Annotated in this window: 23 protein-coding genes; 14 read left to right on the top strand and 9 right to left on the bottom strand. The window is 68.6% G+C overall.

Annotated elements, in window-relative coordinates:
* The first annotated feature begins 376 nt into the window (after nt 1-376).
* From argB to slmA, 3 genes are all read left to right on the top strand, one after another.
* Complete coding sequence (argB, locus tag AC1Q6E_RS07045; protein ID WP_152793670.1) at nt 377-1,303, top strand: acetylglutamate kinase; 927 nt, start codon at nt 377-379, stop codon at nt 1,301-1,303.
* 118 nt (nt 1,304-1,421) lie between these two features.
* Nucleotides 1,422-2,297 (top strand): pyrimidine 5'-nucleotidase, encoded by an 876-nt coding sequence (locus AC1Q6E_RS07040; protein WP_152793669.1) that lies wholly within the window; start codon nt 1,422-1,424, stop codon nt 2,295-2,297.
* A gap of 69 nt (nt 2,298-2,366) precedes the next feature.
* Entirely contained in the window at nt 2,367-2,945 is a 579-nt protein-coding gene (slmA, locus tag AC1Q6E_RS07035; protein ID WP_132979582.1) for a nucleoid occlusion factor SlmA, read from the top strand.
* 17 nt (nt 2,946-2,962) lie between these two features.
* On the opposite strand, the gene AC1Q6E_RS07030 is transcribed toward slmA, so the two are convergent.
* The 5 genes from AC1Q6E_RS07030 to gpmA all read right to left on the bottom strand — a co-directional run bounded on the left by AC1Q6E_RS07030 (nt 2,963) and on the right by gpmA (nt 7,917).
* Nucleotides 2,963-3,358: a VOC family protein gene (locus tag AC1Q6E_RS07030; RefSeq protein ID WP_296555263.1), complete on the bottom strand. Its 396-nt coding sequence runs from the start codon at nt 3,356-3,358 to the stop codon at nt 2,963-2,965.
* Nucleotides 3,359-3,390: 32 nt separating this feature from the next.
* A complete protein-coding gene (locus AC1Q6E_RS07025) occupies nt 3,391-4,161 on the bottom strand; it encodes a HesA/MoeB/ThiF family protein (protein WP_296555264.1) in 771 nt (256 codons plus the stop codon).
* On the bottom strand, nt 4,158-5,675 hold the full coding sequence (locus AC1Q6E_RS07020) for a S41 family peptidase (protein ID WP_152793667.1): 1,518 nt from the start codon (nt 5,673-5,675) through the stop codon (nt 4,158-4,160). The genes AC1Q6E_RS07025 and AC1Q6E_RS07020 overlap by 4 nt, the downstream gene beginning before the upstream one ends.
* 134 nt (nt 5,676-5,809) lie before the next feature.
* Nucleotides 5,810-7,168, bottom strand: a complete 1,359-nt coding sequence (locus AC1Q6E_RS07015) for a murein hydrolase activator EnvC family protein (protein WP_296555266.1) — start codon at nt 7,166-7,168, stop codon at nt 5,810-5,812.
* On the bottom strand, nt 7,165-7,917 hold the full coding sequence (gene gpmA, locus AC1Q6E_RS07010) for a 2,3-diphosphoglycerate-dependent phosphoglycerate mutase (RefSeq protein ID WP_152835888.1): 753 nt from the start codon (nt 7,915-7,917) through the stop codon (nt 7,165-7,167). Before gpmA ends, AC1Q6E_RS07015 begins: the two co-directional genes overlap by 4 nt.
* A gap of 291 nt (nt 7,918-8,208) precedes the next feature.
* On the opposite strand from gpmA, the gene AC1Q6E_RS07005 reads away from it, so the two are divergent.
* From AC1Q6E_RS07005 to AC1Q6E_RS06980, 6 genes are all read left to right on the top strand, one after another.
* Nucleotides 8,209-8,613: a rhodanese-like domain-containing protein gene (locus AC1Q6E_RS07005; protein WP_492572455.1), complete on the top strand. Its 405-nt coding sequence runs from the start codon at nt 8,209-8,211 to the stop codon at nt 8,611-8,613.
* A gap of 4 nt (nt 8,614-8,617) precedes the next feature.
* Nucleotides 8,618-8,893 carry a glutaredoxin 3 gene (gene grxC, locus AC1Q6E_RS07000; protein WP_152799579.1) on the top strand — a complete coding sequence of 92 codons (276 nt, stop codon included), beginning with the start codon at nt 8,618-8,620 and terminating at the stop codon, nt 8,891-8,893.
* A 115-nt stretch (nt 8,894-9,008) separates the two neighbouring features.
* The gene (gene secB, locus AC1Q6E_RS06995; RefSeq protein WP_087838656.1) at nt 9,009-9,515 is read left to right on the top strand and encodes a protein-export chaperone SecB; all 507 of its coding nucleotides are present in this window, start codon (nt 9,009-9,011) and stop codon (nt 9,513-9,515) included.
* A 14-nt stretch (nt 9,516-9,529) separates the two neighbouring features.
* On the top strand, nt 9,530-10,702 hold the full coding sequence (locus AC1Q6E_RS06990) for an NAD(P)H-dependent glycerol-3-phosphate dehydrogenase (protein ID WP_152799580.1): 1,173 nt from the start codon (nt 9,530-9,532) through the stop codon (nt 10,700-10,702).
* Between the two features lie 11 nt (nt 10,703-10,713).
* Nucleotides 10,714-11,298 (top strand): LOG family protein, encoded by a 585-nt coding sequence (locus tag AC1Q6E_RS06985; RefSeq protein WP_152799582.1) that lies wholly within the window; start codon nt 10,714-10,716, stop codon nt 11,296-11,298.
* 44 nt (nt 11,299-11,342) lie between these two features.
* On the top strand, nt 11,343-12,344 hold the full coding sequence (locus AC1Q6E_RS06980) for a tripartite tricarboxylate transporter substrate binding protein (RefSeq protein WP_152799584.1): 1,002 nt from the start codon (nt 11,343-11,345) through the stop codon (nt 12,342-12,344).
* 60 nt (nt 12,345-12,404) lie between these two features.
* Here AC1Q6E_RS06980 and AC1Q6E_RS06975 read toward each other — a convergent pair whose 3' ends face one another.
* Together AC1Q6E_RS06975 and AC1Q6E_RS06970 are read right to left on the bottom strand one after the other, a co-directional pair.
* On the bottom strand, nt 12,405-13,220 hold the full coding sequence (locus tag AC1Q6E_RS06975; protein ID WP_492572454.1) for a DUF2182 domain-containing protein: 816 nt from the start codon (nt 13,218-13,220) through the stop codon (nt 12,405-12,407).
* A complete protein-coding gene (locus AC1Q6E_RS06970) occupies nt 13,201-13,974 on the bottom strand; it encodes a DUF899 domain-containing protein (RefSeq protein ID WP_152799588.1) in 774 nt (257 codons plus the stop codon). Before AC1Q6E_RS06970 ends, AC1Q6E_RS06975 begins: the two co-directional genes overlap by 20 nt.
* Nucleotides 13,975-14,095: 121 nt before the next feature.
* Between AC1Q6E_RS06970 and AC1Q6E_RS06965 the strand changes: the two genes are divergently transcribed.
* Nucleotides 14,096-15,316, top strand: coding sequence for a helix-turn-helix domain-containing protein (locus tag AC1Q6E_RS06965; RefSeq protein ID WP_492572453.1), 1,221 nt, complete (start codon nt 14,096-14,098; stop codon nt 15,314-15,316).
* 50 nt (nt 15,317-15,366) lie between these two features.
* Nucleotides 15,367-16,005 carry a Vgb family protein gene (locus AC1Q6E_RS06960; RefSeq protein WP_492572452.1) on the top strand — a complete coding sequence of 213 codons (639 nt, stop codon included), beginning with the start codon at nt 15,367-15,369 and terminating at the stop codon, nt 16,003-16,005.
* Nucleotides 16,006-16,051: 46 nt separating this feature from the next.
* Here AC1Q6E_RS06960 and AC1Q6E_RS06955 read toward each other — a convergent pair whose 3' ends face one another.
* Together AC1Q6E_RS06955 and AC1Q6E_RS06950 are read right to left on the bottom strand one after the other, a co-directional pair.
* On the bottom strand, nt 16,052-16,768 hold the full coding sequence (locus AC1Q6E_RS06955) for a FadR/GntR family transcriptional regulator (protein WP_152799594.1): 717 nt from the start codon (nt 16,766-16,768) through the stop codon (nt 16,052-16,054).
* A 23-nt stretch (nt 16,769-16,791) separates the two neighbouring features.
* Nucleotides 16,792-16,962, bottom strand: coding sequence for a hypothetical protein (locus tag AC1Q6E_RS06950; RefSeq protein WP_296555269.1), 171 nt, complete (start codon nt 16,960-16,962; stop codon nt 16,792-16,794).
* Here AC1Q6E_RS06950 and AC1Q6E_RS06945 point away from each other — a divergent pair.
* The 3 genes from AC1Q6E_RS06945 (at nt 16,961) to AC1Q6E_RS06935 (ending at nt 19,885) form a co-directional block, all read left to right on the top strand.
* Nucleotides 16,961-17,839 carry a fumarylacetoacetate hydrolase family protein gene (locus tag AC1Q6E_RS06945; protein WP_492572451.1) on the top strand — a complete coding sequence of 293 codons (879 nt, stop codon included), beginning with the start codon at nt 16,961-16,963 and terminating at the stop codon, nt 17,837-17,839. The genes AC1Q6E_RS06950 and AC1Q6E_RS06945 overlap by 2 nt on opposite strands.
* An 82-nt stretch (nt 17,840-17,921) precedes the next feature.
* Nucleotides 17,922-18,908, top strand: coding sequence for a Bug family tripartite tricarboxylate transporter substrate binding protein (locus tag AC1Q6E_RS06940; protein WP_492572450.1), 987 nt, complete (start codon nt 17,922-17,924; stop codon nt 18,906-18,908).
* On the top strand, nt 18,905-19,885 hold the full coding sequence (locus AC1Q6E_RS06935; protein ID WP_296555273.1) for an ornithine cyclodeaminase family protein: 981 nt from the start codon (nt 18,905-18,907) through the stop codon (nt 19,883-19,885). Before AC1Q6E_RS06940 ends, AC1Q6E_RS06935 begins: the two co-directional genes overlap by 4 nt.
* Nucleotides 19,886-19,894: the final 9 nt, after the last annotated feature.

Raw genomic sequence — 19,894 nt, 5'->3', positions numbered from 1 at the left:
CGGGAGGCGCGACGACCGGTGCCGGCTGGGGGCAGATTTGTGGAAAACCGTGTGGATAGTCGCTGGATATCCTGTGGATGGCATGGGCATGACTTTGTGGACAGCCATGTGGAAAGGCGGTGGGCAAGCCTGTGGAAAAGCTGTGCACAACCCTGTGGAGAGGCTGGGGAATTCCTGTGGATCGCCCGTGCATATCCTGTGGACAAATGCGGCTTTCGCTGTGGAAAGGCTGTGGCCAACCCTGTTGGCAAACCTGTGGGCCGCCTGGGGATATCGTGTGGGGCCAGCGGTGGACGAGGGGGGCGTGGAACAGTCATCGCGCTTAGCTACAATGGCGTTTTGACCGTTCGTCCCTCTTTTCCCCAGGCGCGCCGCCATGACCGACATCGACCAAGCCGACTCCTCCTCCGAACACGGGCCTCTCGCCACGCTCACGCCCCGGATCAAGGCCGGCGTGCTGGCCGAAGCCCTGCCGTACATCCGCCGTTTCCATGGCAAGACGATCGTGGTCAAGTACGGCGGCAACGCCATGACGGAAGAGCGGCTGCAGCGCAGCTTCGCGCATGACGTGGTGCTGCTCAAGCTGGTGGGCCTCAACCCCATCGTGGTGCACGGCGGCGGCCCGCAGATCGACGACGCGCTCAAGCGTGTCGGCAAGCAGGGCACGTTCGTGCAGGGCATGCGCGTGACCGACGCCGAGACCATGGAAGTGGTGGAATGGGTGCTGGGCGGCCAGGTCCAGCAGGACATCGTGATGATGATCAACGAGTTCGGCGGCAAGGCCGTGGGCCTGACCGGCAAGGACGGCGGCCTGATCCGCGCCCGCAAGATGCTGATGCCGGACAAGAACAACCCCGGCGCGCAACTGGACCTCGGCTTCGTGGGCGAAATCGCGTCCGTCGACCCGTCGGTGGTGAAGGCGTTGCAGGACGACCAGTTCATCCCCGTCATCTCGCCCATCGGTTTCGGCGAGGACGGCATGGCCTACAACATCAATGCCGACCTGGTGGCCGGCAAGATCGCCGAGGTGCTGCATGCCGAGAAGCTGATCATGATGACCAACACCCCGGGCGTGCTGGACAAGAACGGCAACCTGCTGACCGGCCTGACCGCCAGCAAGATCGACGAGCTGTTCGCCGACGGCACCATCTCGGGGGGCATGCTGCCCAAGATCTCGTCGGCGCTGGAGGCCGCCAAGAGCGGCGTCAATTCTGTCCACATCGTCGATGGCCGCGTCGAGCACTGCCTGCTGCTGGAAATCCTGACCGCGCAAGGCGTGGGCACGATGATCAAAAGCCACTAGCAGAAGGCCCCCCGTACGCGCTTACGCGCGCCCCCCAGGGGGCGGCACTGGCGGACCGGCAGAGCCGGATCCGCTGTGGCCTGGGAACTCATCGGTTGGTTGAAGGTAGTTTTCGTTCATGAGTCAGGATATTTCCACGCAAGCTCCCGCATCGCCCCCTGGGGCGCGCGCGCAGCGCGTAGGGGGGGACCTCTACGTCAGCGAGATTGCCGCGGCGGTTACCGGGGTGCCGTCGGTGGCTTCGGCGCCGCGGCGGCAGGTGCGGCGGCCGTTGAGCCGGGTGCGGGTGACACGGCGGCCGGTGGGGGCGGGGCAGGGGCAGCCGGTCTGGTTCTTCGACCTGGACAACACGCTGCACGATGCCTCGCATGCCATCTTCTCGCACATCGACCTGTCCATGACCCAGGCGGTCATGGAGACGCTGAACGTGTCGGAAGAGGAAGCCCATGTGCTGCGCAAGCGCTATTGGCAGCGTTACGGCGCGACGCTGATCGGCATGGTCCGGCACCACGGCGTGTCGCCGGCGGAGTTTCTGCATCGCAGCCACAGTTTCGATGTCCGGCCGTTGGTGCGCGCGGACAAGGATTTGCGTAACCGGTTGTCACGACTGCCCGGACGCAAGATCCTGTTGACGAACGCGCCACACAATTACGCGCGCACCATCCTGCGCCACCTGGGCATCCTGCACTGCTTCGATAGCCTCTGGGCGGTCGAGGACATGCGCTTCCATGGCGAATTCCGGGTCAAGCCTTCGCCTGCCTTGATGCGCCACGTCATGGCTATGGAGGGAGTAAGCGCTAACAATTCAGTGCTGGTCGAAGATACGTCGGCCAATCTGCGCGGCGCCCGCAAGGCCGGCATGCGCACGGTCTACGTCCGCCATCCGGGAACGCCGTTCGCGAAGTCGCATCGAGGACGTCCGCTTTTCATCGACCTTCAAGTAAACTCCGTCAGTCACTTGTTGTTACAGCGTCGCGCCTTGCGCCGTAGCTAGCCGTTTCCGCTGGAGGCGGCCCTGCGAAGCGGGCGATTTTTCCCCCTTTGCACGGAAACCTTCCGCGACATGGCCTCTAGCAAGACGGGCGAGCGTAAGACCCAGATCCTTCAGATGCTGGCCGAGATGCTCGAGCACCCCAAGGGCGAACGCATCACCACCGCGGCGCTGGCCGCGCGTCTCCAGGTTTCCGAAGCCGCGCTGTACCGGCATTTCGCCAGCAAGGCCCAGATGTTCGAGGGCTTGATCGAGTTCATCGAAAGCTCGGTGTTCGGCCTGTTCAACGTGATCTCCGAGTCCGAGACCAGCGGCCTCGCGCAGGCGCGCAAGGCCATCCTGATGCTGCTGACCTTCGCCGAGCGCAACAAGGGCATGACGCGGGTGCTGATCGGCGATGCGCTGGTGTCCGAGGACGAGCGGCTGCAGGAGCGCATGAACCAGTTCCTGGACCGCATCGAGGCCTCGCTGCGCCAGTGCCTGCGCAACGCGCTGGCCTTGAACGAGCTGCCCCCGACCGACGACATCCACGCGCGCGCCAGCCTGATCCTGCATTTCATCCTGGGACGCTGGCAGCGTTATGCAAAGAGCGGCTGGAAGAAGTCGCCGTCGGAGTTCCTGGACGTGCAGATCCAGATCATGCTGGCCTGATCGCCACCGTCCGGCGGTCAGTCGCGGCCGGTGCCTTCCCAGCCGCTTTTCGAGATGTCGAACACCACGCCGAAGGGGTCCTTGAACTTCTTCTCGAAGTTCTTCTTTTCCGGATCGTCGCCGAGCGAGAAGAAGAACTTGCCGCCGGCCGCCTCGATGCGGCGCTCGGCCTCGGCCAGGTCGTCGACCTGGAAGCCGAAATGGTGCACGCCGGCAAAGCCGCTGGACGGCGCCAGCGGATGGCCTTCCTTGTACTGCAGCAGCGCCAGGTTGGTGCTGCCGTCCGACAGGTAGATGCCCGAGCCCATTTCCAGGTCGTCGCGCCCGACGCGCTTCATGTCGAAGGCGGTTTCGTAGAAGGTGGCGGCCGCCTCGAGATCGGGGACGACCAGCGCGATGTGCTTGATCTTCATGGGGACCTCCCGGGATGGGCGGCGATGCCGGTTCAGGAAACGTGAGGATGCGCGGGACGCCCGCCGCATACCGGGCAGCCCGCGTCCCGGCCCACCCGCACTTCGTGCCACTTCATCGCCAGCGCGTCCAGCATCAGCAGGCGCCCCGACAGGCTGGTGCCGATGCCCGCCACCAGCTTGATCGCCTCGGCCGCCTGGGTCGAACCGACGATGCCCACCAGCGGCGCGAATACGCCCATGGTGGCGCAATTGATTTCGTCCACGTCTTCGCCATCGGGGAACAGGCAGTGATAGCAGGGCGCATCGTCCCGCCGCAGGTCGAACACGCCGATCTGCCCGTCGAACCGGATGGCCGCGCCCGAGACCAGCGGCTTGCGGTGCCGGACACAGGAACGATTGATGGCGTGGCGGGTGGCGAAGTTGTCGGTGCAGTCCAGCACGATGTCGGCGGCGGCCACCTGGGCGTCCAGCGCCTCGTCCATCAGCCGCTGGGTCAGGGCGTGGACGGCGACCTCGGGGTTGATGGCGGCCAGCGTCTGCTTGCCGGATTCCGCCTTGTAGCGGCCCACGCGGTCGGTGGTGTGCAGGATCTGGCGCTGCAGGTTGGTCAGGTCGACGGTATCGTCGTCGGCCAGTACCAGATTGCCCAGGCCCGCGGAGGCCAGGTAGAAGGCGGCGGGCGAGCCCAGCCCGCCCGCCCCGACGATCAGGGCACGCGCCTCCAGGAGGCGCTGCTGCCCTTCGATGCCGATTTCGTCCAGCAGTACATGCCGCGAATAGCGTAGCAGCTGCTCGTCGTTCACTTGGCCGGTGCGGGAGCGGGTTGCTGCTCGGACGGCGCCGGTGCGGGCGTGGCGGGCTTCTCGTCCTTCGTGGCGCCCTTGGCCTTCTCGGAGGGCGTCTTGTTCCGTTCGGCCAGTTCGGCGGCGGCCTTGGCCACGTCCTCGGCCTTGGCCAGCTGCACCGGCTTGCCGGCCAGCAGGTTGAGCGCCTGCGTGAGCTGGAAGTCGTCGGCGCCGCCGAATTCGAACTGCTTGATGGTCTTGCGCTCGGCGGCCTTGGCCGGATCCTGCGCGGCCGACTTGATCTCGCCGTTGGGATCCTTGTCGTTCAGCAGGTGCTTGGCCAGGTCGGCTTCGCGCGGCCGTTCGTACAGATCGCCTTCGGGCGTGTCGGTGACCGGGTAGTCGGGCACGATGCCCTTGGCCTGGATGGACCGGCCGTTGGGCGTGTAGTAGCGCGAGGTGGTCAGCTTGATGGCCGAATCGCGCGAGATCGGCAGGATGACCTGCACCGAGCCCTTGCCGAAGGTCTGGGCGCCCAGTACCCGGGCGCGCTTCTCGTCCTGCAGCGCGCCGGCCACGATTTCCGAGGCCGAGGCCGAGCCGGCGTTGACCAGCACCACCATCGGCACGGTCTTGGTCCAGGCCGGCAGGCGCTTGATGTAGTCGTCGCTGCTGCGCAGGTAGTCGGCCGGGTTGGTCAGGTACTTGCGCTTGGCGTCGGCGGTGCGGCCGTCGGTGGAAACCACCAGGGTGTTCTGCGGCAGGAAGGCGGCCGAGACCGCGATCGCGCTGTGCAGCAGGCCGCCCGGGTCGTTGCGCAGGTCCAGCACCAGCGCCTTGGGTACGCCGCTCCTGCCCAGGCGTTCGAGGTGCGTGGCGAGGTCGGCGCCGGTCTGTTCCTGGAACTGGGCGATCCGCACGTAGGCGGTATTGCCGTCCAGCATCTTGCTGCGCACGCTCTGGACCTTGATGACGTCGCGCTCGATCTTGACGACGATGGGCTGCGCCTCGTTCTTGCGCACCAGCGTCAGGGTGATCGAAGTCTTGGGCTTGCCGCGCATCAGCTTGACCGCGTCGTTCAGCAGCAGGCCCTTGGTGGATTTGTCGTCGATCTTGACGATGAGGTCGCCCGCCTTGACGCCCGCGCGCGCGGCGGGGGTGTCCTCGATGGGCGAGATGACCTTGACGAAGCCGTCCTCGGTCCCGACCTCGATGCCCAGGCCGCCGAACTCGCCTTGCGTGGCGGTCTGCATTTCGCGGTAGGCGTCGGCGTCCAGGTAGGCCGAATGGGGGTCGAGATCGGACAGCATGCCGGCGATGGCGCCGTCGATCAGCTTCTTGTCTTCGACCGGCTCGACGTAGTTGTTCTTGATGGTGGCGAAAACATTCGAGAACTGCCGGAGTTCCTCGAGCGGCAAGGGGCCGCGGGTTTCCCGCTGGGCCACGGCGGTGATGCCCAGGCTGACCAGGACGCCGGCGACCACGCCGAGGCTGACCAGGCCGATACTGCGAACTTTACTCTTGCTGCCCATGTATTCCTCCGGGCCCCGGTTCGGGACGTCCAACATTTGACATCCCAGGGGCCTCGCGGGTTCTCGTCGATAGGTTGAATGTGCTGGGGAAGTCGCGCAAACGCGCGTGCGATCAGGATATCCGGGTAGGGGGGTCAGCGCAACGAGGCCCACCGCAGCGGGTCGAACGGCGCGCCTTGATGCCGCAGTTCAAAGTATAGGCCCGATTCCGACTGCCCTCCGGTGGCGCCCACGTTGGCCACGATGTCGCCGCCCTTGACGTCGTCGCCGACGTGGCGAAGCACCGACTGGTTGTTGCCATAAATCGACAGGTACTGGCTGCCGTGGTCGATGATCAGGAGGTTGCCGAAGCCCCGCAGCCAGTCCGCGAAGACCACCTTGCCGGCGGCCACGGCCCGCACCTCGGTGCCTTCGCTGGCGCGGATGAAAACGCCCTTCCAGGTGCCGCCCTCGCCGCGGGCGGCGCCGAAGCGGCCGACGACGTCGCCCCGCACGGGCAGGCGCAGGCGGCCGCGCAGTTTTTCGAACTGGCCGGCCAGCGAAGCGTCCGGCAGGGTGTCGTTGCGCGCCACCGCGCGTTCCGGAGGCGGCTCGGGGGGCGGTGGCGGAGGCGGCTTGCCCGCCTCGCGCGCGGCCTGTTCGGCGGCGCGCTGCGCGGCGGCCCGCCTGGCCGCTTCTTCCGTCCGGCGGGCGAGTTCCGCCTTGCGCGCCAGTTCGGCCTTGCGGCGGGCTTCTTCGGCCCGCCTGGCCAGCATCCGGGTCAGGTCCTCGATCACGCGCGACAGGCGCTGTTCATCGCGCGCCAGGCTGGCTGCCTGGCGGCGCTGGCTGCTCAGCTTGGACGAGATGTCGGCCAGCACCTTGCGGCGCTGGTCCGACTGTTTGAGCAGTTCCTGGCGCTGGCTGTTTTCTTCGGACGCCAGGTGTGCGAGCTCGCTGCGCTTGGTGTCGGCCTGGGCCCGCAACTGGGCCAGTTCGTCCAGCTCGCCCTGTAGCTCGGTCACGGTAGTGGCCCGGGCCTGGGCGATGTAGCCCAGGTAGGCGAGGTTGCGATTCAGCCGCTGCGGGTCGTCGCCCGACAGCAGCGCGCCCCAGGGCGTGAGCCCGCCCACCGCGTATTGGCGGCGCAGCAGGTCGGCCAGGTGCGCCTGGCGCAGGGCCAGGTTCTTTTCTTTTTCGGCGATGGCCTGCTTCTGGCGCTCCAGTTCGGTATTCGCCCGCCGCTGGGCATTGCCCAGTTCGACCAGCCGGCGGTTGACCTTGGAGATGGTCTGCTCCGACTCCTTCAGGGCGTCGGCCGCGTCGGCGTGTTCTTCCTCGCCTTCGGCGATGTCCTTCTTGAGCGCTTCCAGCCGCTTGCGCAGGGCCTCGCGCTCGCGGGCCACGGCGGCGGGGTCGGAGGGCGCCTTGCCCGCGTCGGCGGCGGCCGCGGCAGGCGGCCAGCCCGACGCCGCGGGCAGTGCGATCAGCAGTATCGCCGCGAGCCGCTTCACTTGGCCTTGGCCTTTCCTTGCGCGGCCACGGCGGCCATGGCGGCGGCGATCTCGTCCGCGTTGCCCAGGTAGTAGTGGCGGATGGGCTTGAGATCGTCGTCCAGTTCGTACACCAGCGGCTGGGCGGTGGGGATGTTCAGGCCCACGATGTCGTCGTCGGAGATGCCGTCCAGGTGCTTGATGAGCGCGCGCAGGCTGTTGCCGTGGGCGGCGATCAGCACCCGCTTGCCGGCCTTCAGCGAGGGGACGATGGTCTCGTTCCAGTAGGGCACGACCCGGGCCACGGTGTCCTGCAGGCATTCGGTGGCAGGCAGCTCGTGGGCGGGCAGCCCGGCGTAGCGGGGGTCGAAGCGCGGGTGGCGCTCGTCGTCCGCCGCCAGGGGGTTGGGCGGGATGGCGTAGGCGCGGCGCCAGACCAGCACCTGCTCTTCGCCGAACCGGGCGGCGGTCTCGGCCTTGTTCAGTCCCTGCAGGGCGCCGTAGTGGCGCTCGTTCAGGCGCCAGCTGTGCTCGATCGGCAGGTACATGTGGTCCATGGCGTCCAGGGCGATCCACAGGGTGCGGATCGCGCGGCGCAGGACCGAGGTGTAGGCGAGATCGAAGTCGTAGCCTTCCTTCTTGAGCAGTTCGCCTGCCTTGCGGGCCTCTTCCCGGCCCTTGTCCGTCAGGTCGACGTCGGTCCAGCCGGTGAAGCGGTTTTCAAGGTTCCATTGGCTTTCGCCGTGACGCATCAGTACGAGTTTGACCATGTCCCAGGGGCGCAGGCGCGCTGCGCGTAAAGGTTGAATACAATTCGGCTGCCCGCCCGAAAACGGCGGGGACGGACGGCAGCCCGTTGAAAAAGCGGCTGTCCATCCCGACATTTTATAATCCTGCGGCATTGTCTTCGCTGCGGGCCCGGAATCGGGCCGCCGCGGCGGCCGAAATCCGGCGGACTATGTGGTTTTTCCGCCGTTTTGCGAATTCGTAAGCGCGCGTAACGCCAGGCTTTCCGGCCGGCCGGGCGCGCGTTCCTCTCATTAGGTTTCCAGGGCCCGCTCGTGAAATTCATCCTCGACAACATTCTCCTGATCGCATTGGCCCTCGTCTCGGGCGGTATGCTGGTGTGGCAAACGCTGCGTGGAGGCCGGGCCGGCGGGGCCATGAGCACGTCCGAGGCCACGGCCGCGGTCAACCAGCGCCAGGCGGTGTTCGTCGACATGCGCCCGGCGGCCGACTTCTCGGCCGGGCACATCGCCCAGTCCCGCAGCGTGCCGCTGGCCGACCTGGCGCAGAAGGCGGCGGGCCTGCCCAAGAACAAGCCGCTCATCCTGGTGGGCAGCAACGGCCGCGACGCGGCCAAGGCCGTGGCCCAGTTCAAGGCCCAGGGTTTCGCCGACGTCAGCAGCCTGTCGGGCGGACTGTCCGGCTGGGTGCAGGCGGGAATGCCGATCGCGAAAGGATAGCGCCATGCAGAAAGTCCTGATGTACTCGACGGGGTATTGCCCCTTTTGCATGCGCGCCGAGATGCTGCTCAAGCAGCGCGGCGTGCAGGAGATCGAGAAGGTGCGCATCGACGCCGAACCCGAGCGCCGGGCCGAGATGATCGAGCGCACCGGCCGGCGCACCGTGCCGCAGATCTACATCGGCGACACGCACGTGGGCGGTTTCGACGAACTCGCCGCGCTCGACCGCGCGGGCGGGCTGCAACCCCTGCTGGCCGGCCAGGCGACGCAGGACCATTGATTTCGTTGTGGCCGGGGCGTGTCCCCGGCATGTTCTTTTGGTGCATACGTTTCGGCTCCGCGCGTACCGGGGGCCGGGTTCAGCCAGCAGGCTTTCCGTTTCCAGACTTTCTCCCATGTCCGACAATCAAGAGCAGCAAGCCCCCGTGTTCAACATCCAGCGCGTCTACCTGAAAGACCTGTCGCTGGAGTTGCCCAACGCGCCCCAGATTTTCCTGGAAACCGAGCAACCCGGGGTCGAGGTCGCGATCGATGTCGGCGCCCAGGCGCTGGCCGAGACCGTCTTCGAAGTGACCGTGACCGCCACCGTGACCACCAAGGTCGGCGACAAGGTCCTGTACCTGGTCGAAGGCAAGCAGGCCGGCATCTTCGAACTGGCCAACATCCCGCTGGAACAGCTCGATCCGATCCTGGGCATCGCCTGCCCCGGCATCATCTACCCCTACCTGCGCAGCAACATCGCCGACGCCATCACCCGCGCGTCGATGGCGCCGCTGCACCTGGCCGAAGTCAACTTCCAGGCCATCTACGAGCAGCGCGTGGCCCAGGCTGCCGCCGAGCAGCAAGTGGCCCAGGCCGGCAACGACGCCGGCCTGATCCTGCCGCCGGGCACCAAGCACTGAGCGGCCGCGACATCATGGCGGACATGGCGCCGGGCCTGCGCGTCGCCGTCCTGGGGGCGGGCAGCTGGGGGACGGCGCTCGCCGCCGCCTGCGCCCGCGGCCATGCCACCATGCTGTGGGCGCGCCGTCCGGAATTGGCGCGCCGCATCGCCGATGCCCGCGAGAACGCCGATTACCTGCCCGGGGTCGCGCTGCCGCGGGAATTGCGCTGCACCAGCGATCTCGATGACCTGTTCGGCCACCTGCGCGGCGCCGCGCGCCCGCTGCTGGTCCTGGGCGTGCCGGTGGCCGGCATGGAGCAGGCCTGCCGCGACGTGGCGGCGGGCGTGGTCCGCCACGGCATGGGCGATCTGGCCGTGGCCTGGACCTGCAAGGGCCTGGACGCGGACACGGGCCGTCTGCCGCACGCCATCGCCCAGGCAGCCTTCGCGGGCACGGCGGGCATCTCCACCGGCGTGCTGTCCGGCCCGTCCTTCGCCCGCGAGGTGGCCCGCGGCCTGCCGGTGGCGCTGACCATCGCCAGCGCCAGCGCGGAACTGCGCAGCCGCGTCACCGACGCGCTGCACGGCGGCGCGATCCGCGTCTACGGCAGCGAGGACATCGTCGGCGTCGAGGTGGGAGGCGCCGTCAAGAACATCATGGCCATCGCCTGCGGGATCGGCGATGGCCTGGGCATGGGCGCCAACGCCCGTGCCGCGCTCATCACCCGCGGCCTGGCCGAGATGACGCGCCTGGGCGTGGCCCTGGGCGCGCAGGCCGATACCTTCTCCGGCCTGACCGGGCTCGGCGACCTGATCCTGACCGCCACCGGAGACCTGTCCCGCAACCGCCACGTCGGCCTGGAAATCGGCCGCGGGCGGTCGCTGGACGAGATCCTGGGCGACATGACCCAGGTGGCCGAAGGCGTGCGCTGCGCGCCGGCCGTGCGCGACCTGGGCCGCCGCTGCGGGATCGAGATGCCGATCACCGAGGCGGTGTGCGCGGTGCTGTTCGACCGCGTGCCGCCGGCGCAGGCGGTGTCGCGCTTGCTGGCCAGGGATCCGAAGGTGGAAGCCCCCAAGGTAAGCCCCCGCCCTGCGCGCTTGCGCGCGCCCCCCCGGGGGGGCGATGCGGGCGGACCGGCGGAGCCGGATCCGCGGCATCCTGGGTCGAAGGTGCCTGGGTCCGGGGGCGGTAAGGGTTCTTAAGGGAATTTTAGATGGATGCGGTTTGTGTGTATTGCGGGGCCAGTGCCGGGAGCGATCCTTTCTTTGCCGAGGTGGCGCGTGATTTCGGGCGCGCGGTGGCGAGGCGGGGGATGCGGCTGGTGTATGGTGGCGGCAGCGTCGGGTTGATGGGGCACGTGGCCAATGCGGCGCTCGAGACGGGCGGGCAGGTGACCGGTGTCATCCCCGAGCGGCTCTGGGAAAAAGAGGTCGGGCACAAGGGCCTGACCGACATGTACGTCGTGCCCACCATGCACGCCCGCAAGGCCCGCATGGTCGAACTCTCGGACGCCTTCGTCGCGCTGCCCGGCGGTTTCGGCACGCTGGACGAACTTTTCGAGGTGCTGACCTGGCAACAGATCGGCTACCACTCCAAGCCGGTGGGGTTGCTCAACGCCAACGGCTATTACGATGCCTTGCTTGCCTTCGCGCGCCATGCCCATGAACAGGGTTTCGTGCGCGCGGTGCATCTCGAGGCGCTGATCGTCGACACCGATATCGACCGCCTGCTGGACCGCCTGGCCAGCGCGCAGCCGGTACATGTGGACCGATGGGTCAAGAACAGCGACGCGGTCTGAAACAGTCCCGCCCGCCAGTCCAACACCAAATAACGGAGATATCCATGCATTCTTCCGCATCCTCCGCGCCGGCCCTGCGCCGCCGCCTGCTTGGCGCGGCCGTGGCCGCCGGCCTGATGGCCGCCACCCCCGCCTTCGCCCAGCATGACTGGCCCAGCCGTCCCATCAAGCTGGTCGTGCCGTTCCCGGCCGGCTCGTCGCCCGACATCATCGCGCGCGTGATCTCGCAGCCGCTCGCCAAGCAGCTCGGGCAGGCGATCGTGATCGACAACAAGCCTGGCGCCGGCGGCAATATCGGTACCGGCACCGTGGCCCATGCCACGCCGGACGGCTACACCATGCTGTTCACCATCAACGGGCCGCTGGCCACCGCCCCCGCGCTCTACACCAAGCTCAACTACGACCCGCTGAAGGACCTCGCGCCCGTCACGCTGGTCGCCACCAGCCCCAACGTGCTGGTCGTGCCGCCCTCGCTGAACGTCGACTCGGTCGGCGCCTTCACCTCGCTGGTGAAGAAGGAGCCGGGCAAGCTGAACTATGGCACCGTCGGCGCCGGCAGTTCCGCCCACCTGGCGATGGAACTGCTCAAGGGCAAGGAAAACCTGGACATCCTGCACGTGCCGTACGCCGGCTTCCCGCAGGTCGTGACCGCCATGCTGGGCGGCCAGGTGCAGGCCGGCTTCATGGTGCCCGCCATCGCCATGCCGCAGGTGCGCGACGGCAAGCTCAAGGCACTGGCCGTGACCAGCACCAAGCGCAGCCCGGCGCTGCCCGACCTGCCGACCATGGCGGAGCAGGGCGTGCCCGATTTCGAGGTGATCTCCTGGCAGGCCATCCTGGTGCCCGCCGGCACGCCGCAGCCCATCGTCGACCGGCTGAACAAGGAGCTGGTCCAGATCATCAAGAGCGAGGAAGTGCAGAAGCAACTGACCGCGCAGTACTTCACCGCCGCGCCGTCCACCCCGGCCGAGCTGACCGCGCTGATCAAGAAGGAACAGCAGACGCTGGGCGCGGTGATCAAGCGCCTGAATCTGACGCTGGATTGAGCCGGTCGGCTCCGTTCCCGCAAGCGCGGCGCCCCTCGGGGCGCCGTTTTTTTTGGTGCTTCAGGCCGTCTGCGCCGCCCGCGCCAGCATGAGCATGCCGGCCGTGGCCAGGGCCGATCCGGTGATGCGCGCCACCCTTGCGCCCCCGGGCGCGAGACGTTCTCCGGCCGCGGCCGCCGTGGCGATCGCCATGGCCCGCCAGTCCATCATGCCGATGGCAAGCAGGCTGGCGGTCAGGCCGGCGCAGGACACGCCGCAGCGCAGGCCCAGTTGCAGCCCGTGGCGCCATGCCGCGCCAGGGCGCGCGCACGGCACGGCGGCGCGGCCATCGAGGTGGCAACCGGCCAGGTAGCGGGCCTTGAGCGCGGTGAGCTGGAACAGGCCGCCCGCCAGGAGGGCGAGACTCGTCGCCGCGGGACCCAGGCGCGCCAGCGCGGGGACCTGCGCCTGCAGCGCGGCCAGGGCGGCGCCCAGCGGAAACACCAGGAGGCCGATCAGCGTCCACGTGCAGAAGTATCCCAGGCCGGCCATCGAGGCCAGTCCGTCCGCGTGGCGCGAGCCGGTGCCATGCAGCCGGCGGCGGTAGCGCCATAGCGCGGGCGCGACGGCCGGCAGCATCATCGCCACCGCCATGGCCGTCCACATGCCCAGGAAGGCCGCGAGTAGGCCAGCCCATGTCCCGCCCGGCGAGGGCCGCCAGGGCATCGCCACCATGTTCCCGCACAGGACGGCCATGCCGGCCATGGCCCGCATGGCGGCGTTCCAGGCCAGGACGGCGGCGGCCATCGCCAGTGCCGTGCCGCCGAGGAAGCGCAGGCCGGCATGCCGCCATGCGGGCGCGAGCGCCGCCCCCGTTTCAGCGCCCGGCGTACTCATCGCGGCGGCGCCACCACACGCCCTGCTCGTTGCGTCCCAGTGGCGCGCGGTCCAGCCACTGGTACATGCCCCAGAGCCCGTCCAGCCCGCGCGCGTAGGTGGAATAGGTGTGGTAGACGGTGCCGTCCTCGATTGCGAAGGCGCTCATGCCAGGGCGTTCGCGCAGATAGGTATTGGCGTCGGTGCCGCACATCGCGGCCAGACGGCCCTCGGGGCCCTGGCCGGTGCCTGCGGGGGCCGGATGGCATCCGCAGGCGGGTTCGCGCCGGTAGTTGTAGGCTATGCCTTGCTCGAACTGCTGGGCCTCGGTGTGAGAGGCGCCGAAGTCGAAGTTGAAGCCGGCATCCCGGGACGAGGCCCAGGGGAAGCGCCAGCCCATGCGCTGCTTGTATGCCCGCAGCTTGGCCAGCGGGGCGCGCGAGACCGCCATCAGCATGACGTCGTGGTTGGCCAGGTGGACGGCGAAGCCGTCGAAGCTGTCGGCGATCGATGAGCAGGATGGGCATCCGGCCTGGTAGTCGGGACCGAACATGAAGTGGTAGACGAGCAGTTGCGAGCGTCCCTGGAAAAGATCGGCCAGCGAGGCTCGGCCCTGGTCGGTGTCGAAGCGGTAGTCCTTGTCGATCGCCACCCAGGGCAGCGCCCGGCGCCGCTGCGCCAGTTCGTCCGACTGCCGCGTCAAGGCTTTCTCGGCCTCCAGCAGGTCGAGCCGCGCGGCCAGCCATTCTTCCTGTGTACCTGTGATGTGTCGCATTGTTTTCTCCTTGGATTTCCCGTCGATCGCGCCTGGTTGGCGCGACGTATCGGCGGGGGGCGTGTGCTAGATTAGGATCGGGCCGCCGCACGGCGGGAGTGACAAATGTGGCGGGATTCGGATGGATGCATTGATTGCCGGGGCCGCCCAGGCGCTGGCCGCGGGCGATCCCTTCGGGGCCTTGAACCGGGTGGCGCTGCGCGACGATCCGCCGGCGCTGGCGCTGCGCGGCATCGCCATGGCCCAGCTTGGCGAGTTCGTCCGGGCCAGGATGCTGGTCCGGCGGGCGGCCGGCGCCTTCGGGCACAAGCAACCGCTGGCCCGCGCCCGCTGTATCGTGGCCGAGGCCGAGATCGCGCTCGCCTCGCGCGAGCTGGCCTGGCCCGACAAGGCGCTGGCCGCCGCGTGCGCCACGCTCGAAGCGCATGGCGACCTGGCCAATGTCGCACACGTCCGCCAGCTCGAAATCCGGCGCTGCCTCCTGATCGGCAGGCTGGACGAGGCCGAGCGGTTGCTGGCCGGGGTCGATGCCGGTCCGCTGACCGCCGCGGCGGTGGCCATCCACGAGCTGCTGGTGGCGGGCATCGCGATGCGGCGGCTGCGCACCGCTGTCGCGCGCGCCGCGCTGGCGCGCGCGGAACAGGCCGCGAACCGCGCCGGCATTTCCGCGTTGCAAGCCGAGGTCCGGCAGGCCGCTGCCGTGCTGGACATGCCCGCGGCCCGGCTGGCATGGCGGGGGCAGGAGCGCCTGATCGCGCTGGCCGAGGTGGAAACGCTGCTGGCCTCGGACGCGCTGGTGGTCGACGCCTGCCGCCACGCGGTGCGCGAGGCGAGGCAGGTGGTCCCGCTGGCGCGGCGGCCGGTGCTGTTCGCGCTGGCGCGTGCGCTGGGCGAGGCGTGGCCCGCCGACGTGCCGCGCGAGACGCTGATCGAACGGGCCTTCCGCGCCCGGCATCCCGACGAGACGCATCGCGCACGGCTGCGCGTGGAGATGGGCCGGTTGCGCAAGGCGGTGGCGGGGCTGGCCGACGTGGCGGCGACCCGGCGCGGCTTCGCGCTGGCGCCGTGCCGGGCAAGTGACGTCGCGGTGCTGACCCGGCCGGTCGAAGGGCCGCATGCGCCAGTGCTGGCCCTGCTGGCGGACGGCGAATCATGGTCGAGCTCGGCCCTGTCGCTGGCGCTGGGCGCCAGCCAGCGCACCGTGCAGCGGGCCCTGGACCAACTGGCCGAGGCGGGCCGGGTGCAGGCCACCGGACGAGGGCCGGCCCGCCGCTGGCTGATGCCCCCGGTGCCGGGGTTCGCGACAACCTTGTTACTCCCGGCCGCGTTGCCGGAGGGCTAGGATGCCTCCCTGGACATTCCCCTTCTTCCTTCTTCCAGCGAGCAAGCGCCATGAAGACATCGACAGCCCACATCCTTCGTGAATATGGTCCTTTCCCCGAGGCCGACGGCGTGCACGGCGTGACCTATGACGGCAAGAACGTCTGGTTCGCCAGCGGCGACCGGCTCTGTGCCATGGATCCGGCCAGCGGCGAAATCCAGCGCTCGATCCGGACCCCGGCGAACGCCGGCACCGCGTTCGATGGCAAGCACCTGTACCAGATCGCCGATGGCCACATTCGCAAGATCGATCCGGAGTCCGGCCGCGTGCTGGCCACGATCCCGTCGCCGGCCGGCGGCGAGGACTCGGGGTTGGCGTGGGCCGAAGGCTCCCTGTGGGTCGGGCACTACCGCGCCCGCAAGATCCACCAGATCGATCCCGAGACCGGGAAGATCCTGCGCTCGATCACCTCCGAGCGTTTCGTCACCGGCGTGACCTGGGTGGATGGCGAGCTCTGGCACGGCACCTGGGAAGGCGACGCCAGCGACCTGCGGCGGATCGACGCGCAGAGCGGCGAGGTCCTGGCCAGGCTGGAGATGCCGCCCGGCACGGGCGTCTCGGGGCTGGAGTCCGATGGCGGCGACCGCTTCTTCTGCGGTGGCGGCAAGAGCGGGACGCTCCGGTCGGTGCGGCGGCCGGCGCGCGTCTGACCCGCCGACGCGCGGCGTCCGGCTGGCGCCGCGCGGGCCAGGGCCGTCAGATCCTGCCCAGCAGGTTGGTCCGCGCGTGCACGATGTGTTCGAAGATTTCCCGCCGCGCGGTGTCCGCATCGCGATGCTTCAGGGCTTCGACGATGCGGCGATGTTCCGCTTCGTACTCCCTGCGCCGCTCGGGCGTCACGATCTTTTTCTTCAGAAAACCCCATTCGCCGCTGTTCCGGACCTCCGCCAGCAGCCTGAACACGCTCACGAACAGCGCGTTGTGGGTGGCCAGCGCCAGCTGTTCGTGCAGCGCGTTGTCCCAGTGCTCGAACTCCTCCAGCGTGTCGGCGGTCTCGGACCGCGCGCAGCAGGCCTCGAGGCGTTCGAAGTCGGCCAGGGTGGCGTTGCTGACGATGAGCTCGACGATCATGGGCTCCAGCAGCAGCCGCGCTTCCATGATCTCGGCCGGGCTGGCGGACGGAATCGTGAGCAGCTTGCCCGCCGCCGCCATGATGCCCGGTTCGATGCCGGCCGGCGTGTCCGACACATAGGTTCCACTTCCCACCTTCTGCACGATCAGGCCCTGGTCCCGCAGTTCCTGCAGCACGCGGCGCAGGGCGGACCGGCCGACGCCGAAGTCCGCGCACAGGCTGCGTTCGGTCGGCAGGCGGCTGCCGGGCGCCCACTTGCCGGTGCGCAGGCCATCGAGCAGTTCCGTGCGCAGCGCCTGGACGGGGTCGGTGCGGACCTGGAGGCTGGGAGACGGGTACATGGTTGCACTGGTCCTTGATTGGTTCAAATTGGTTTTATTGTAAAGCGTAGATTCGCCATATATTTAGGTGAAAACCCTAGGAATATGGCGATAAAAATGGCTTTATAGTTCGACAAATCAATACCATTGAAAACCAAATTAAACCAATTTGTCGGATCAGGAAGCGGATCCGGCCATTCAGCAAGGAATGCCATGCGACTCGCCACTTTCATGCTCGACGGCCAACGCCATGTAGGAATGGTCTCCGACGACGCGCGCCATGTCACGCTGCTGGACCTGCCCGCCGGCGCGGCGGACCGGGGCGTGCTGCCGCTGGTCGAGATGGCCGTGCGGGGCACGGACATCGGCACGCTGCGCGGCAGGACCGTGGCCTTGGACAGCGTACGTCTGGAAGCGCCCATTCCCGTTCCCCGCCGCAACGTGTTCTGCGTCGGCAGGAACTACCACGCCCACGCCAAGGAGTTGTCGGGCTCGGTCTTCAAGGCCAGCAACGCTGATCCGGCCGCCTGGCCCATCGTGTTCACCAAGGTGCCGGAATGCGTCGTCGGACCCACGGACGACGTCGCGCTGCCGGGCGAGGTCTCGACCCAGATCGACTACGAAGCCGAACTGGCCGTGGTGATCGGCAAGGGCGGCAAGAACATCTCGCGCGACGAGGCCATGGGACACGTCTATGGCTACACCATCGTCAACGACGTGACCGCCCGCGACGTACAGATGCGGCACCAGCAGTGGGACCTGGGCAAGTCCTTCGATACGTTCTGCCCCATGGGACCGTGGGTGGTGACCGCCGACGCGCTGGACGGCACCGGCACGCGCGTGCGCTGCTGGGTCAACGGCGAGCCGCGCCAGGACGCCAGCACCCGTGATTTCATCTTCGATATTCCGACGTTGATCGAGACCTGCTCCCGGGGCATCACGCTGCACCCCGGGGACATTATCGCGACCGGCACGCCGGCCGGAGTCGGCATGGGGCTGACGCCGCCGCGCTATCTGGCCGCGGGCGATGTCGTGCGTATCGAGATCGATGGCCTGGGCGTCATCGAGAACCGGTTCGTCGCGCCGCGATGACCACCGCGCGGCCCGGATGCCCGGGCCGCGCCAAGAGCGCCGCCAGAGCGCGACAAGACTACTTTCCCATGGAGACACCATCATGAAAACCACGCTGTGGGCCGCGGCTTTTGCCGCGTTGTCGCTGGTCGCCGCGCCCGGTGCGCGGGCGGAGTATCCCGACCGGCCGATCAACCTGATCGTTCCCTTTCCGCCGGGCGGTACGGCGGACAACATGGCCCGCGCGCTGCAGCCGGCGTTGCAGCGGGCGCTCAAGCAGACCGTGGTGGTCATCAATCGTCCCGGGGCGGGGGGCGCGATAGGCGTGAGCCAGGTCGCCAACGCGCCGGCGGACGGCTACACGATCCTGTGCTCGCTGCTGAGCGTGGCCAGCCTGCCCGAACAGGCGGTGGTCAACAAGCAGAAGCCGCCGTTCACGCTGGAGCAGCTCACCCCCGTCGCGATGCTGAGCGCCGAGCCGGTGGCCATGGTGGTGCCCGAGGCCAGCCCCTACAAGACCTTTCCCGAGCTGATCGCGGCGGCCAAGGCCAGGCCCGATGCCCTGACCTACGGGTCGACCGGCTTCTTCGGCGAGGTCCACGTGCGCACGGCGGCGTTCGCGGACACGGCGCACATCAAGGTCCGGCACATTCCCTACCAGGGGGGCGGTCCGCTGGTGACCGCGCTGGTGGCCGGCGAGGTCGATTTCGCGCTGCTGTCGCGTTCGCTGTCGCTGACCCAGGTCAAGGCCGGCCGGCTGAAGTACCTGGCCACGGCCGGCGACGAACCGTGGACCGATCCGGCGGGCCTGCCCCGGATGAAGGATGGCGGCGTGGACTTCGACTCGGTCGCGGGCACGGCCATCTTCATTTCCTCCGGCACGCCCGCCGCGGTGGAGCGGAAGATCCGGCAGGCGGTAGAGGCCGCGGCCGGCGATCCGGAATTCAAGAAGATCGTGTCCAGCTCGGGTGGCGAGGTCAAGTATTCCGCCGGCGACAAGTTCGGGGCGTTCTGGGCCTCCTACGTGAAGTCGATCGCGGCCATCACGCACCGCATCGCCGCGACCGAGACGCGGGAGGCGGCCAAATGAGCGGCACGGCGCCGGTCTTCATCGGCACCGACGCGGTCGAACAGGTGCTGACCTGGGACGCGCTGGTGGCCGCGCTGCGCGATGCCTATGCCCAGCGTCACGACGAACATATCAGCCCGCCCCGCACCTTCGCCCGCGGCGATGGCGCGTCGCTGCGGGCCCTGGCCAGCGTGCCGCCCGGCAAGCGTTTCATGGGCGCCAAGGTGTTCGGCCGTGGCCGCAACCGCGGCATGAACTACCTGATCTCGCTGGCGGACCAGGACACCGGCGAGATCCGCGCGCTGCTCGATGCCAACAAGATTACCGCCTACCGCACCGCGGCCACTTCGGCGCTGGCGGTCGACTGCCTGGCGCCCCGGCGGCCGGTGCGGCTGGGCGTGCTGGGCAGCGGCGCCGAGGCGCGTGCCCATGTCCAGGCCATTGCCTCGCTGCGGCAGATCGAGGGCTTGAGCATCTACAGCCCGACGCCGGCCAACCGCGAGCGGTTCGCGCACGACTTCGAAGCGATGCTGGGCGTGCCATGCCGGCCGGCCGCCACCGCCGCGCAAGCCATGGAAGGCGCCGACATCGGCATTGCCGCCGCGCGGTCGCGCGACGAGACGCCCATCCTGCATGCCGACGCGCTGCGCGACGGCATGGTGCTGGTGTCGGTCGGCTCCACGCTGCCGCAGCAGCGCGAGATCGACGCCTCGGTGGTCGAGCGCTGCGACCTCATCGTCTGCGACATGCCCGACGAGGTCAGCGCCGAGTCCGGCGACATGCTGGAAGCCCGGGCGCGCGGGATCGACTTCGCGCCCCGGCTGCGCTCGCTCAACCAACTGGTGCGCGGCGAGATCGCGCCAGGCGCCCGGCTGCCGATGTTCAAGTCGGTGGGCTCGGCCTTGCAGGACATCGTCGCGGCCGAACTTGTCTTCGATCTGGCCACCGGCGCGGGGCTGGCCGTCGAGCTGCCCATTGCCTTTACCTACAAACAATAGATTTCTTCG

The organism is Pigmentiphaga sp. MLSB6-MA01 (assembly GCF_058793475.1).
Note: the sequence above shows the minus strand (reverse complement) of the source record. Positions and strands in the feature narration are given on the sequence as shown.